12 protein-coding genes and 1 riboswitch are annotated in these 14041 nt (G+C 52.7%); of the genes, 5 read left to right on the top strand and 7 right to left on the bottom strand.

Features of this window, described 5'->3' with window-relative positions:
• Window positions 1–162 precede the first annotated feature (162 nt).
• The 3 genes from ACLJRH_RS10285 (at window position 163) to hldE (ending at window position 5906) form a co-directional block, all read left to right on the top strand.
• Window positions 163–1464 (top strand): inorganic triphosphatase, encoded by a 1302-nt coding sequence (locus tag ACLJRH_RS10285; RefSeq protein WP_000046223.1) that lies wholly within the window; start codon window positions 163–165, stop codon window positions 1462–1464.
• A 117-nt stretch (window positions 1465–1581) separates the two neighbouring features.
• Window positions 1582–4425, top strand: coding sequence for a bifunctional [glutamate--ammonia ligase]-adenylyl-L-tyrosine phosphorylase/[glutamate--ammonia-ligase] adenylyltransferase (gene glnE / locus ACLJRH_RS10280; RefSeq protein WP_023136696.1), 2844 nt, complete (start codon window positions 1582–1584; stop codon window positions 4423–4425).
• A 47-nt stretch (window positions 4426–4472) separates the two neighbouring features.
• Entirely contained in the window at window positions 4473–5906 is a 1434-nt protein-coding gene (gene hldE, locus ACLJRH_RS10275) for a bifunctional D-glycero-beta-D-manno-heptose-7-phosphate kinase/D-glycero-beta-D-manno-heptose 1-phosphate adenylyltransferase HldE (RefSeq protein WP_000867682.1), read from the top strand.
• Window positions 5907–6065: 159 nt separating this feature from the next.
• On the opposite strand, the gene ACLJRH_RS10270 is transcribed toward hldE, so the two are convergent.
• The 3 genes from ACLJRH_RS10270 to ACLJRH_RS10260 form a co-directional block, all read right to left on the bottom strand.
• A complete protein-coding gene (locus ACLJRH_RS10270) occupies window positions 6066–6125 on the bottom strand; it encodes a type I toxin-antitoxin system Ibs family toxin (protein WP_192936148.1) in 60 nt (19 codons plus the stop codon).
• A 238-nt stretch (window positions 6126–6363) separates the two neighbouring features.
• Window positions 6364–8043, bottom strand: coding sequence for a flotillin family protein (locus ACLJRH_RS10265; protein ID WP_000342876.1), 1680 nt, complete (start codon window positions 8041–8043; stop codon window positions 6364–6366).
• A gap of 18 nt (window positions 8044–8061) precedes the next feature.
• On the bottom strand, window positions 8062–8682 hold the full coding sequence (locus tag ACLJRH_RS10260) for an OB-fold-containig protein (protein ID WP_000171742.1): 621 nt from the start codon (window positions 8680–8682) through the stop codon (window positions 8062–8064).
• 257 nt (window positions 8683–8939) lie between these two features.
• Between ACLJRH_RS10260 and glgS the strand changes: the two genes are divergently transcribed.
• Window positions 8940–9149, top strand: coding sequence for a cell surface composition regulator GlgS (gene glgS / locus ACLJRH_RS10255; RefSeq protein WP_000928927.1), 210 nt, complete (start codon window positions 8940–8942; stop codon window positions 9147–9149).
• 73 nt (window positions 9150–9222) lie between these two features.
• Here glgS and ubiK read toward each other — a convergent pair whose 3' ends face one another.
• Window positions 9223–9519 (bottom strand): ubiquinone biosynthesis accessory factor UbiK, encoded by a 297-nt coding sequence (ubiK, locus tag ACLJRH_RS10250; protein WP_000566824.1) that lies wholly within the window; start codon window positions 9517–9519, stop codon window positions 9223–9225.
• Window positions 9520–9651: 132 nt separating this feature from the next.
• A riboswitch (FMN riboswitch) is annotated at window positions 9652–9850 on the top strand.
• Between the two features lie 105 nt (window positions 9851–9955).
• Here ubiK and ribB point away from each other — a divergent pair.
• A complete protein-coding gene (gene ribB / locus ACLJRH_RS10245) occupies window positions 9956–10609 on the top strand; it encodes a 3,4-dihydroxy-2-butanone-4-phosphate synthase (protein WP_001076978.1) in 654 nt (217 codons plus the stop codon).
• Between the two features lie 170 nt (window positions 10610–10779).
• On the opposite strand, the gene dsbI is transcribed toward ribB, so the two are convergent.
• The 3 genes from dsbI to ACLJRH_RS10230 are packed head-to-tail and all read right to left on the bottom strand — an operon-like array spanning window position 10780 to window position 13959.
• The gene (dsbI, locus tag ACLJRH_RS10240; RefSeq protein ID WP_000345576.1) at window positions 10780–11457 is read right to left on the bottom strand and encodes a protein-disulfide oxidoreductase DsbI; all 678 of its coding nucleotides are present in this window, start codon (window positions 11455–11457) and stop codon (window positions 10780–10782) included.
• A gap of 14 nt (window positions 11458–11471) precedes the next feature.
• Window positions 11472–12143, bottom strand: coding sequence for a thiol:disulfide interchange protein DsbA/DsbL (locus tag ACLJRH_RS10235; protein WP_000096230.1), 672 nt, complete (start codon window positions 12141–12143; stop codon window positions 11472–11474).
• A 19-nt stretch (window positions 12144–12162) separates the two neighbouring features.
• Window positions 12163–13959 carry an aryl-sulfate sulfotransferase gene (locus ACLJRH_RS10230; protein WP_000460259.1) on the bottom strand — a complete coding sequence of 599 codons (1797 nt, stop codon included), beginning with the start codon at window positions 13957–13959 and terminating at the stop codon, window positions 12163–12165.
• Window positions 13960–14041 lie beyond the last annotated feature (82 nt).

Raw genomic sequence — 14041 nt, 5'->3', positions numbered from 1 at the left:
GGAATCATCTGTGTCGCCTTTGCCGCTACGTCAAACTTTTACGCCCGTCAAATTGCTCGTTGCATGGCAATTTGGCGCAAAATACTATCTACTGACAAAAATAATGCGGGTAAGTTCGCCAAGAATCTTCCCAGATGTGACATAACCCATAAGTACAAGGCCATGGCTCAGGAAATCGAATTAAAGTTTATCGTCAATCACGACGCCGTAGATGCGCTGCGAAATCATCTTCATACGCTCGGCGGTGAGCATCATGCGCCCAGCCAGTTGCTGAATATCTACTTCGAAACGCCTGATAACTGGCTACGCCGCCATGATATGGGACTACGTATTCGTGGTGAAAATGGGCGCTATGAAATGACCATGAAAATTGCCGGCCGGGTAACGGGCGGGCTGCACCAGCGACCCGAATACAATGTCGCGCTAAGCGAACCCGTGCTGGATCTGACGCAACTTCCGGCGGAGGTCTGGCCGGATGGCAACCTGCCCGCCGGCCTGGCATCAAGCGTACAGCCGCTGTTCAGTACCGATTTTTACCGGGAAAAATGGTGTCTGGACGTTGACGGCAGCAGGATTGAAATTGCGCTCGATCTCGGCGACGTAAAAGCGGGCGAGTTTGCCGAACCGATTTGTGAGCTGGAGCTTGAGTTGCTTCGCGGCGATACGCGCGCCGTGTTAAAACTGGCGAAGCAACTGCTGTCGCAAACCGGTTTGCGTCAGGGCAGTCTGAGTAAGGCGGCGCGAGGTTATCACCTGGCGCAGGGGAATGCGCCGCGAGAGAATACACCAACGGCAATTCTGCGGACTGCCGCGAAAGCCACGGTAGAGCAAGGGCTGGAGGCCTCGCTGGATCTGGCGTTGTCACAGTGGCAGTACCATGAAGAGCTCTGGCTGCGCGGCGACGAGTCGGCGAAAGAACACGTGCTGGATGCTATGGGGTTAGTGCGCCATGCCTTAATGCTCTTTGGGGGCATTGTTCCACGTAAAGCGAGCGCTCACTTACGTGATCTACTTACCCAGGCGGAAGCGACGATGACATCCGCGGTGTCCGCCGTCACAGCCGTTTATAGTACGCAAACGGCGATGGCGAAACTGGCATTGACGGAATGGCTGGTGACGAAAGCCTGGCAGCCATTTTTGGACGCGAAGGCGCAGGCCAAAATGGCCGATTCTTTTAAGCGTTTCGCCGACATTCATCTTTCTCGTCATGCTGCTGAATTAAAAAAAGTTTTTGGACAACCGCTGGGTGATAAGTATCGCGACCAGCTGCCGCGTTTGACTCGCGATATTGACAGCGTTTTACTGCTGGCCGGGTATTATGATGCGATGGTCGCGCAGGCATGGCTGGAGAACTGGCAGGGATTGCGTCACGCCATTATTACCGGGCAACGTATTGAAATTGAACATTTCCGTAATGAGGCCATTAACCAGCAGCCGTTCTGGTTGCACAGCGGAAAACGATAATCAGAACCGTAGAAAGCGCCTGATGACGCTGCGCTTATCAGGCTTACGGTATGCGGACTTGTAGGCCGGATCAGGCGAAACGCCGCCATCCGGCATTATTTAAAGGATATCCCCTAAATGACGCCGCTCTCTTCACCCTTATCGCAGTACTGGCAGACCGTTGTTGAGCGCCTACCAGAAGGATTTACTGAGACATCGCTTAGCGTGCAGGCGAAGTCAGTACTTACATTTAGCGATTTTGCGCTGGATAGCGTGATAGCGCATCCGGAGTGGCTTGCCGAACTGGAATCCGCATCGCCGCAGGCTGATGAATGGCGACATTATGCTGGCTGGTTACAGGAGGCGTTGGCAGGTGTCTGTGACGACGCCTCGCTGATGCGTGAACTGAGGCTTTTTCGTCGTCGCATCATGATACGCATCGCCTGGGCGCAGACGCTGTCGCTGGTGGACGACGAGACTATTTTACAACAGTTGAGCCATCTGGCGGAGACGCTCATCGTGGGGGCGCGTGACTGGCTGTATGCCGCCTGTTGCCGCGAATGGGGAACCCCCTGTAACCCGCAGGGCGTTCCGCAGCCGCTGTTGATTTTAGGCATGGGCAAGCTGGGCGGAGGCGAACTGAATTTTTCGTCTGATATCGATCTGATTTTCGCCTGGCCGGAACATGGCGAGACCCGGGGCGGGCGCCGTGAACTCGATAACGCCCAGTTTTTTACGCGTCTCGGGCAGCGGCTGATCAAAGCGCTGGATCAGCCCACAATGGATGGTTTTGTCTATCGGGTGGACATGCGCCTGCGACCGTTTGGCGACAGCGGCCCGCTGGTCCTGAGTTTTGCCGCGCTGGAGGATTACTATCAGGAACAAGGACGCGACTGGGAACGCTACGCTATGGTGAAAGCGCGGCTAATGGGCGATAACGACGACGCCTGGTCTCGTGAATTACGCGCCATGCTGCGACCTTTCGTTTTCCGCCGCTATATCGATTTCAGCGTCATCCAGTCGCTACGCAATATGAAAGGGATGATCGCCCGCGAAGTGCGACGCCGCGGTTTGAAAGACAACATTAAACTTGGCGCGGGCGGTATTCGTGAAATTGAGTTTATCGTGCAGGTATTCCAGCTGATCCGCGGCGGACGCGAGCCGTCGCTACAGTCGCGTTCGTTACTGCCGACGTTGGATGCTATCGCTGCGCTGCATTTGCTGCCTGAGAATGACGTGGCGCAACTGCGCGTGGCCTATCTTTTTCTACGTCGTCTGGAGAATCTGCTGCAAAGCATCAATGACGAACAGACGCAAACGCTGCCTGCCGACGATCTGAATCGGGCGCGGCTGGCCTGGGGAATGAAGGCGGAGAATTGGCCGCAGCTTGTTGGCGAACTGACGGATCATATGGCTAATGTACGCCGCGTATTCAACGAATTAATTGGCGATGATGAAGCCGATACCCCGCAGGAGGAAGAACGTTCAGAGCCGTGGCGTGAAGTATGGCAGGATGCGCTACAGGAGGATGATTCGACGCCAGTGCTGGCGCATTTAGCCGATGAGGATCGGCGACAAGTTCTGACCCTCATCGCTGACTTCCGTAAGGAACTGGATAAACGCCCTATCGGCCCGCGCGGGCGGCAAGTGCTGGACCAACTGATGCCGCACCTGCTTGCTGACGTTTGTTCCCGCGAAGACGCCGCTGTTACGCTATCGCGGATAACGCCGTTGCTGGCGGGGATTGTCACTCGCACCACCTATCTGGAGCTGCTGAGCGAATTTCCCGGCGCGCTGAAACACCTGATTATGCTCTGCGCCGCTTCGCCAATGATAGCGAGCCAATTGGCGCGTTATCCGTTGTTGCTTGATGAACTGCTCGACCCCGGCACGCTTTATCAGCCGACGGCTACCGACGCTTACCGCGACGAATTACGTCAATATTTACTGCGCGTGCCGGAAGAAGACGAAGAACAACAACTGGAGGCATTACGCCAGTTTAAACAGGCACAGCTTTTGCGGATTGCGGCGGCGGATATTGCCGGTACGCTGCCGGTGATGAAAGTGAGCGATCACCTCACATGGCTGGCGGAGGCGATGATTGATGCTGTGGTGCAGCAGGCGTGGACGCAAATGGTTGCGCGTTATGGTCAGCCAGCGCATCTGGACGAGCGCCAGGGGCGGGGGTTTGCGGTTGTCGGTTATGGCAAGTTGGGCGGATGGGAGCTGGGCTACAGTTCCGATCTGGATCTCATCTTCCTGCATGACTGTCCGATGGACGTCATGACCAACGGCGAACGTGAAATCGACGGGCGGCAGTTTTATCTGCGCCTGGCGCAGCGCATTATGCATCTGTTCAGTACGCGCACCTCCTCCGGCATTTTGTATGAGGTGGATGCGCGTCTACGCCCCTCTGGCGCGGCGGGAATGCTGGTGACTTCAGCGGACGCGTTTGCCGATTATCAGCAGCATGAAGCCTGGACCTGGGAACATCAGGCGTTGGTACGCGCTCGCGTGGTATATGGCGACCCACAACTTACCTCACAGTTTGATGCGGTACGCCGCACTATCATGACGACGGCGCGCGACGGCAAGACATTGCAGACTGAAGTGCGTGAAATGCGCGAGAAAATGCGGGCGCATCTCGGCAATAAGCATCGCGATCGTTTTGATATTAAAGCTGATGAAGGCGGTATTACGGATATTGAGTTTATCGCGCAATATCTGGTACTGCGCTACGCTCATGAAAAACCTAAATTAACGCGCTGGTCTGATAACGTGCGCATCCTGGAGCTTCTGGCGCAAAACGGCATTATGGATGAACACGAAGCGCAGGCGCTGACGGTAGCCTACACCACACTGCGTGATGAACTGCACCACCTGGCGTTGCAGGAGCTTCCCGGTCATGTGGCGCAGACGTGTTTTAGCAAAGAGCGCGCGCTGGTGCAGGCAAGCTGGCGGAAGTGGCTGGTAGCCGTTTGAATTATGCTATTATCGCGCGCAAATTTTGAATCTCTCAGGAGACAGGAATGAAAGTAAATCTGCCAGCGTTTGAACGTGCAGGCGTCATGGTTGTGGGTGATGTAATGCTGGATCGCTATTGGTATGGCCCCACTTGCCGTATTTCACCGGAAGCGCCGGTGCCCGTGGTTAAGGTAAATACCGTTGAGGAACGTCCGGGCGGCGCGGCGAACGTGGCGATGAACATTGCGTCTCTGGGAGCGAACGCCCGTCTGGTCGGCCTGACGGGTATTGATGACGCCGCGCGCGCGCTGAGCAAAACGTTGGCGGAGGTCAATGTGAAGTGCGACTTCGTTTCTGTGCCGACGCATCCGACGATTACCAAACTGCGCGTACTATCACGTAATCAGCAGCTCATTCGTCTTGATTTTGAAGAAGGCTTTGAGGGCGTGGACCCGCAGCCGTTGCATGAGCGTATCAACCAGGCGCTGGGATCGATCGGCGCGCTGGTATTGTCCGATTATGCCAAAGGCGCTCTGACCAGCGTGCAGACTATGATTTCCCTGGCGCGCCAGGCGGGCGTGCCGGTGCTCATCGATCCGAAAGGAACGGATTTTGAACGTTACCGCGGCGCCACGCTGCTGACGCCAAACCTTTCTGAATTCGAGGCGGTCGCGGGGAAATGTAAAAGCGAAGACGAACTGGTTGAACGTGGTATGAAGCTCATTGCCGATTACGACCTTTCCGCGCTGTTGGTCACGCGTTCCGAACAGGGAATGACGCTGCTGCAACCGAATAAAGCGCCGCTACATATGCCGACGCAGGCGCAGGAAGTTTATGATGTTACCGGTGCGGGCGATACGGTGATCGGCGTGCTGGCGGCGACGCTGGCGGCGGGAAATACCCTGGAGGAGGCGTGTTATTTCGCCAATGCGGCGGCGGGCGTAGTGGTAGGTAAACTCGGGACGTCAACGGTTTCCCCTATTGAGCTGGAAAACGCAGTGCGCGGACGCGCGGATACCGGTTTCGGCGTCATGACCGAAGAGGAGTTGAGACAGGCCGTCGCCAGCGCGCGTAAGCGTGGCGAGAAAGTGGTCATGACCAACGGCGTTTTCGATATTCTGCACGCGGGCCACGTCTCTTATCTGGCGAACGCGCGCAAACTGGGCGACCGCCTGATTGTTGCGGTCAATAGTGACGCCTCGACTAAACGTCTGAAAGGCGAAAGCCGTCCGGTTAATCCGCTCGAACAGCGTATGATCGTGCTGGGCGCGCTGGAGTCAGTCGACTGGGTTGTCTCTTTTGAAGAGGATACGCCGCAACGACTGATTGCCGGTATTCTGCCGGATCTGCTGGTAAAAGGCGGCGACTATAAGCCGGAAGAGATCGCGGGCAGCGAAGAGGTCTGGGCCAACGGCGGCGAAGTCATGGTGCTGAACTTCGAAGATGGTTGTTCCACGACCAATATCATCAAAAAGATCCAGACCGAGAGCGAAAAGTAAAACCGCGTCATCAGGCGTTACAGACGCTGCGGGCGCTGATTTTGAAGGCGCGTCGGACATTTTGTTTCGACGCGTATCTCGCGGTTGACGCTGCTTTTTTTTCGACCTAAAGTAAAGGAATAAGGGTGAGAGGGGATCTCTCCCCCCTCTGATTGGCTGTTAGTAAGCTGGGAAACTTATCAGTAACAGAACAATCAGTATGATGACCTGGTGCATCATAACCCTTTCCTTATTAAAGCCCCTTCCTCGGGAGGGGCTTTCCCGTTTCAGCCCCTTGCTGACATCGCGATTGTTGGTGAGTGGCCTGTCTGACGCAAGGGCTTTCTCCCGCCGATTTTGCGTTACTGGATCGCCCACGCAAAATGGCCTGCTGGTCATAACGCTTTGTACAGACAAGGTGGAAAAAAGATAAAAAAATCCCCGGTCTTATGACCAGGGACAGGAGATATGGCGGGGATTATTGCTCTTTTACCGTTGCTTCGCGATTAATCTCATCCGTTGCCGATGAAACCAACGGCGTGGTCAGCGCCTTTAGCGAGCCGCCAGCGATGCCAATCTCGTTTAACAGCGAATCGATCAGCGGCGCCTGGGTACGATAGGTGAGCGCGGCAGATAACGCTTGTTCCGCCAGGTTTCCCCCGTTAGCGCCGCCAGCGGCGACGTCGCCCGCCATCGCGCCGCGATTGAGGCCATCGACCTGAATAATCTTAATGCCGTCGATGGATTTCATCGGTTCAACAGACTTCTCAATAACAGCAGGCAACGATTGTAAGAGCGCTAGTTTAAATTTGAGGCTGGTTTGTTCGTCAGATAGTACGTTGATAGCGTCATTCAGCGCCCGCTGCGCTTCGGCTTCCGCCAGACCTTTTTTACGCGTTGCTTCCGCCAGTTCGATGATGGCGGCGGCTTGCAATTCTGCCGCTTCTTTCTCTGCTTTTGCCCGAACGGTCAGTTCGACCGCTTTGGTTTCCGCATCCTGCGCCGCGGCGATCAGAGCGACCTGCTTGGCGCGATCCGCTTCGGCGGTCTGGCGGGTGGTTTCTACGTTTTGCTGGGCGCGAACCGCATCGGCCAGCGCGTCGTTGGCGCGCGCTTCCGCTTGCGATTGCTGCTCGGATTTGGCGGCAATGGCGATAGATTTCGTCTGGTTGGCGATTTCTGTCACCTGTTGCTGTTCGATCTCTTTAATACGTACTTCACGCTCGGCCTCAACTTTCCTGGACCGTACTGCTTGCTCACGTTCGATCTCCGTCTCCTGGATCTGCCGCTCAGCAAGAATGCGCGTCTGTTCTGCTTCACGATGGCGCTCGGCCTCAAAAGCGGCAATTTTAGCGTTTTGTTCGGCGGTGCGGGTTTTAACCTGTTGCTCCTGCTCCAGAGTCATAAAGGCTTCTTGTTGCTCGATTTCCAGCTTGCGTTCAAGCGCGTCGCGGTTCTTTTCGCGCACCGCTACTTCCACATCCTGTTCCACTTCATTACGTTCACGACGGCGGCGTTCGGTTTCCTGCGTCAGTTTCGTCAGACCTTCGGCATCAAAGGCATTGTTTGGATTGAAATGCTCTTTGGACGTTTGGTTAAAGTTGGTTAATGAGACGCTTTCCAGTTCCAGGCCGTTTTTCGACAAATCTTCCGCAACGGTGTTTTGTACGCCCTGAACGAAGTTTTCACGCGTATCCTGTAGCTCATGCATCGTCATCTGGGCTGCGGTAGCGCGTAGGGCGTCAACGAATTTATCCTCAACCAGCATACGAAGATCTTCCGGCGACAGCGTTCGCTGGCCAAGGGTTTGTGCGGCGGTGGCAATACCTTCAACAGAGGGCTTTACACGCACGAAGAAAGCGACGACCACGTCAACGCGCATACGATCTTTGGTGATCAGGCTGTCGACGGTAGCACGGCTGACTTCAAGTTTTAGGGTATTCATATTGATCGGAATAATTTCGTGAAAGATTGGCATCACAATAGCGCCGCCGCTCATCACCACTTTTTGCCCGCCAAGCCCGGTACGGACAAACGCCTGTTCCGCAGATGCGCGGCGATAAAGGCGAGCAAAAATGATCCCGATAATTAGTAAGACGATAACCGCAACGATGGCGGTAAACATCCATGATGGCAATATGCCAAAAACATCATCCATTATGTAAGTTCCTCTCAATTAAACATAGAAGGTACGCTCAGCCAAATAACGCGTTGCGGAAAGTCGGCAGACAATCAGCACCTTGTCTCCTTTTTTAAATTCTTTTCCCTTTTCGGGTTCCAGCAGTAAATAGTGAATCTGGCCGAACTTATCGGTAAATTTTCCTTCGCAAGGTGTACCGGCGACGGCGGCGTGGCCGGTAATAATCGCCATGCCGCCGATAAATTCCTCTTCCCTGAGGGCGGAGCTTTCATCTCTGGGTAGCCAGGGCGCGAGGATTTTTCCGCTGTAATGCACGGCAAAGACCGACAGGACAATGCTCAACGGGACCAGCAGCAGATTGCTGAGCGGCGCTTGCCAGAGCATGATCCCGCCATGCTGGATGAGGATACCGAAGAGGCCGAAATAACCGGCCAATAGACAGAGGACGACCAGGGCGGGAACGCGTCCAATATTCAGATAATGAAGCGCCTGGCCCGTAGGGCCAGATGACAGGGCGTCATAATGATCGAGATGGGCGTCGAGCGCGCCTGAAAGAAAGTGGCCAAAAATCAGAGAAATCATCTCCAGCACGCCGATAAAGAAAACGAACGCGATGGCAAACAGATAGGGGCTGTTATACTCCGCAAATAAGGTCATATTTTCTATCCTTGTCGCCGCCTTCAGAAGGGTGTTCGCGTGATAATTTTCATGCTTGTTATTTCATTGCGTTACAATATCATGTGACCCATATCTCCTTAAGTCCGAAAAGCGATTTATCCGTCGTTATCTTTGGTGAATATTGTGATTTTGCGCATTAAATTTGCGCACGTTATGTATAAAACCGCCGTACATATAGGGAAATACTGAAATTAGAAAAAGCATATAGCCTTAACAGAATTCAATAACTGGAGGGTATGCTGATGAACAACAATAACGTCTATTCATTAAATAATTTCGATTTTCTGGCGCGCAGTTTTGCCAGAATGCAGGCGGAGGGGCGTCCTGTTGATATCCAGGCGGTAACCGGCAATATGGACGAGGAGCACCGCGACTGGTTTTGCAAGCGTTACGCGCTTTACTGCCAGCAGGCGACTCAGGCGAAAAGGTTAGAATTAGAACACTAATGCAGGCTCCCTTTACAGGTGCAGGGCATTATTCAGATCTTATATGAGCGGGCCGTCAGGCCCGTTCACGTTTTTACTCTTGTGGATCGACTGGCGGGATGGCGGGCGCAGGTTTTACTTCTTCAGGCTTGTCGCGAGCTTCCAGTTCGCTGAGGCGTTGCTCCAGCAGCGCCAGTTTTTCCCGGGTGCGCAGCAAGACCTGAGTCTGGACATCAAACTCTTCGCGGCTCACCAGATCGAGACGCGTCAGCTGAGATTGCAGCGTTTGACGGATTTTTTTCTCGATATCTTCCCCGAACTCGCGAATACCTTTCGGCATTGACTCATGAACCTGGCGTGCGATTTGCTCAATTTTTTTCGGGTCAATCATTGTGGTTTCCCTGAACTGGTAAGTGTTAGCTCTTATTGTAGTGCGATATGTGGACGCCATAAACCAGAATTGTGTGACGTCATACGGAGTAAAGGCGTTGATGAAGGTAATCAATAGCGTTATAGTTAACCCGCTTATTCTCAGGGCGGGGCGAAATTCCCCACCGGCGGTAAATCAGCGATGTTTAACGCATTTCTCATCACGGCGCGCCGTGACGGAACGCGGAGAGCAGGTTGAAAGCCCGCGAGCGCTTTTTGCCATAGCGAAAAGGTCAGCAGATCCGGTGTAATTCCGGGGCCGACGGTTAAAGTCCGGATGGGAGAGGGTAACGATCCAGTCGGGCATGGACCCGCTCACGTTATTTTTTTGCCGCTTGTCGGCACTCCTAAGACTGCCCTGATTCTGGTAACCATAATGTTAATGAGGTTTTTTTACCATGAATCAGACGCTACTTTCCTCTTTTGGTACGCCTTTTGAACGTGTTGAACTTGCACTGGATGCGCTGCGTGAAGGACGCGGTGTGATGGTGCTTGATGATGAAGATCGTGAAAACGAAGGCGATATGATTTTCCCCGCAGAGACGATGACCGTAGAACAGATGGCGTTAACCATTCGTCACGGTAGCGGTATTGTTTGCCTGTGCATTACTGAAGACCGTCGTAAGCAGCTCGACTTGCCAATGATGGTGGAAAACAACACCAGCGCCTACGGCACCGGTTTTACCGTGACCATTGAAGCCGCAGAAGGCGTGACCACCGGCGTTTCCGCCGCTGACCGTGTCACTACGGTGCGTGCGGCAATTAAGGATGGCGCAAAACCGTCCGATCTTAACCGTCCGGGGCACGTTTTCCCACTGCGCGCTCAGGCGGGCGGCGTGCTGACGCGCGGCGGTCATACGGAGGCGACCATCGATCTGATGACGCTGGCCGGTTTTAAACCTGCAGGTGTACTGTGCGAGTTGACTAACGACGATGGGACGATGGCGCGCGCGCCGGAGTGTATCGCGTTTGCAGGCCAGCATAATATGGCGGTGGTCACGATTGAAGATCTGGTGGCTTACCGCCAGGCACATGAGCGCAAAGCCAGCTGATCGAACGGATCATGGTTGAAAAAAGCCGATGAGATGTCATCGGCTTTTTTGTATTCCTTCGGTGCCATACTGTTCAGTTTCAAAGAACGACGAATAAGCTGAATGGTAAAATTATTGTGAGAAAAGCAGAGGCCTGAATGCAGACCTCTGCTTTGGTTTATCTATTCAGGTTATTTGCCTCTGGCCAGTTTCAATGCCCAGGCGCCGCTCATCACCAGCAGCAGAATCAGGCACAACCCAAAGGCCAACATACATGCCTGTGCCATGTTCATAAAGTGCCAGGGCGGAAGCAGATACCAGCCTTCAGACTGCTGGTAGAGATCGACAAACCACTGCTGTACGCTACTGAGCGTTACGCCATCAGGGACGATAGGCGCGTCATAACCGCAGTCTCCGGTAGGTTTAAACCACTCCGGTGCCCATTCCGCCAACGGTAAGTTGAAAGGAAAGGTCGGATCAGTCGAACATCCTTGCACGCCAAAAAGTGAATCGGGGTCCGCATTATGTACCGCATGATGGATACCATTAAGCTTAATAGAAAACTTAATGCCCATAATGCTGCCATAAAACGCCGCGATGCAGCCAATCAGCTTCAGCACGATATTTTTGGGATTTATCGCCGCAATCACCCCGCCAATTACCATCACAAACATCGCGTAACGAATGTAAACACACTGTTCGCACGGCGCCATGTAGAGGTAGATTTGGAAGAACGAGTGCGCCAGGATAATTAACCCTCCCATCGCGATGGCCATTAACAGCCACAGAAAGCGCTGTTCCTGCCATCTCACCAGAGTATCTACTGGTCTTGCGCGTAGGTCTCGCCATAATCCCTTAATAAAATCCATAATCGTTTCCCTGCTTATTTTTTAGTGGCCAGTTCCCGAACGAGTTCAGCCATAGAATCGATGGATTTGATGTTTTTGGTATAGATAAGGTACTTGCCGTTGACGACGTAAGCCGGAACACCCTGAATTTTGGCAACGTCATAGGCGGCTTTCCATTTTTCCAGAGTCTCCTGAACGGCAGGATCTTTCAGCGCCGCTTCAAAATCAGCCTGGCTCATGCCTGCGGCGTCCAGCCCGGTTTTAATAAATGCCGCCGGATCTTTCCCATCTGACCAGCGCTCTTTCTTATCATGGTAAGCCGCGTACCAGGCGAACTTCGCTTTTTTGAATTGTGATTTAGCATCAAATAACGAAATCCCGGCAGCTTTATCTTTGGCGATCAGGACTGCAAATACTTCGCTGGCCTGTTTGCCATATTCGCCTTTTGTTTCCAGGTGGAACGGGGTGAACGTAACGAGATCGGCTACTTTATCAGAAACCGGACCTGTTACGGCTTTGTCATATTTGTAGCAGAAAGGGCAGGCGTAGCTAAATACCTTAATCAGCGTTTTATCCGCATTAGGAATCGGTTTCTCCAGAACCATATAATCTGTGCCCTCGGTAAAAGCCGATGCCGCAAAAGGAGTGACCAATGCCGCGGTTAATACTACGCTTTTAAATAAAGAGGTAATCCATTTAGATGACATATTAATTCCTTCCCGTGATTTATTTAAACATTTGCGTTGGATGAACCAGTAATGCACGATAGTGAGTCTGGTTGGGTTTATCCGACAGCACATCAATTTCAACTTTCACTTCTTTCGTTTTATAGTCAATCTCATTCAGTTTGCCGACTGTGGGTTTACCAACGTCGAACAGGTTAATAGAACCGCCAAAGCCGAACATGGTGTCGCGGTCTTTTTGATATTCAACAACCGAGGTAATAGGACTATAGAAATCATATCCACGTTCTTTACCGTATTCCCAAACTTGTTGTACGGTGCCTTTCTTCTCATCGATCTTATATTCGACAAAACGGGAATATTTCATGGTCGGTAGAGCCGGTTGCTCTAGGCCGCGACCATCGCCGTTATCAAAGACCGTTAACGTGCCTTTGCTGGAAAGCCATGCCGTATGTTGGGTATAGGTGAAATCGAAATCGGTGTCCTTACACTTGCCGTTTTCGTCACAGGTCAACGGCTTACCATGATCGTCTACCGGCTTCAGCAATTTACTGGCTAGCTGCTTATTCCAGCCTTTAGACGGTGCCAGTATCCATTTCACCTGCTTATCGCGACCAATTTTTACAATACCCTGATGGCGGGAAGAAAGGATGATGGAGTCGTCTTTCGCGTCATAAGCGATAGAGTTGACGTGCGCCCAGTTACGACCGGCACCAACGCCAAGCGCATCGCCATACGGCGTATCCGGTTCGAGTTTCGCCTGCTGTCCGGCATGGGCCAGATCGACGTTCACGCATACTGCGCCCGCATCCAGCGCGCCTAGCAGCGCATCACGCATAGGGTCGAGGATTTTGGTTAAATCCCAAACGTCTACTACGCGGCCAGACTTGTCGACCTCAATGATTTGGTCACGAATAGTATGAACATGTATGCCGTCTTCTTTGCGGTAATCGCGTTTGCCGACGCGCAGCAGTACGGTGCCGTTCACGGTTTCGATGGATTCATGAGACGCATCCAGGAACCCGCGCGGCAGTTTATGATCGGCAAGAATTTGCCCCATCATGTCAAACTCGTACCAGTGTTGGCCCTGCACCGCGGTAAAGGTGCCGCGAGGCGTTTCACGAATACCCATCAGGTAGCCGCGTTTGTTGATATTCATATCGTGGCCGTCGTAGAAGGTGTCTTGATCCAGCCACCAGCGGTATTCACCCTGGGTGTCGACTACAAACGTATAAGGGGCGATATCGAAAGGCAAAGCCCCGCCCGCCGGGCCGGCATCAAGAATGCCCGCATTTTTATCTTTTTCGCCGTGCCAGTGAAATTCAGCGCCCTGCGGCGTAAAGGTATGGGTATTTACCAGATAAAGACGATCTTCAAATCCTGGCGCGACTTTAATAACTTTCGTTTGCTGGAGATCTGAAATAGAACGGTTATCCATATAATGGTTGACGATGGCGGACGTCTGCACCACATAGTCATCCTTCATGGCCTTGCCGTTTTCTTTATATTCTACTGTGACGTTGTTGGCAAATTTCTGATAAAGGCCAAAAATAGGAATACCGTCATAGGTTTCTAAAGACTCTTTCCCAACGGTATAAGTAACAGGAACGCCTTTTTCCCCTTTGCCATGTACAGTAACTTTAACGTCTGAAATAATATGGCTATCTAATTCCACCAGTGCGGTGAGAGGGGCATTACCGTAAGGATCGACAACGACTGCGCCTAATTTTCCTGCGGGCTGCGCCGGTTGAAAACCTGCGGCAAACGTACTGGCTGCGGTGAGTCCGCATGTCAGTGCGACGGCACCGGCAAGTATTGTTTTCCGGTATTGGTCAAACATGGATATATCTCCTTATATACAACTTCTAAATATAATACTTCTGTATATACTATGTTTTTATTAATGATAAATGAGGTAAATG

Source organism: Salmonella sp. SAL04162 (genome assembly GCF_046551535.1).
GTDB classification, from domain to species: Bacteria; Pseudomonadota; Gammaproteobacteria; order Enterobacterales; family Enterobacteriaceae; genus Salmonella; species Salmonella enterica.
This window is presented reverse-complemented; position numbering and strand designations above follow the sequence as displayed.

Bases quoted from the DNA above. Each gene is read 5' to 3' on its own strand.
- ubiK (WP_000566824.1), bottom strand. From the start codon at position 9,519: ATGATTGACCCGAAAAAAATTGAGCAAATCGCACGCCAGGTTCATGAG.
- ACLJRH_RS10265 (WP_000342876.1), bottom strand. From the start codon at position 8,043: ATGGATGATGTTTTTGGCATATTGCCATCATGGATGTTTACCGCCATC.
- dsbI (WP_000345576.1), bottom strand. From the start codon at position 11,457: ATGGATTTTATTAAGGGATTATGGCGAGACCTACGCGCAAGACCAGTA.
- glgS (WP_000928927.1), top strand. From the start codon at position 8,940: ATGCTGATGAACAACAATAACGTCTATTCATTAAATAATTTCGATTTT.
- hldE (WP_000867682.1), top strand. From the start codon at position 4,473: ATGAAAGTAAATCTGCCAGCGTTTGAACGTGCAGGCGTCATGGTTGTG.
- ACLJRH_RS10230 (WP_000460259.1), bottom strand. From the start codon at position 13,959: ATGTTTGACCAATACCGGAAAACAATACTTGCCGGTGCCGTCGCACTG.
- ACLJRH_RS10260 (WP_000171742.1), bottom strand. From the start codon at position 8,682: ATGACCTTATTTGCGGAGTATAACAGCCCCTATCTGTTTGCCATCGCG.
- ACLJRH_RS10235 (WP_000096230.1), bottom strand. From the start codon at position 12,143: ATGTCATCTAAATGGATTACCTCTTTATTTAAAAGCGTAGTATTAACC.
- ribB (WP_001076978.1), top strand. From the start codon at position 9,956: ATGAATCAGACGCTACTTTCCTCTTTTGGTACGCCTTTTGAACGTGTT.
- ACLJRH_RS10285 (WP_000046223.1), top strand. From the start codon at position 163: ATGGCTCAGGAAATCGAATTAAAGTTTATCGTCAATCACGACGCCGTA.
- glnE (WP_023136696.1), top strand. From the start codon at position 1,582: ATGACGCCGCTCTCTTCACCCTTATCGCAGTACTGGCAGACCGTTGTT.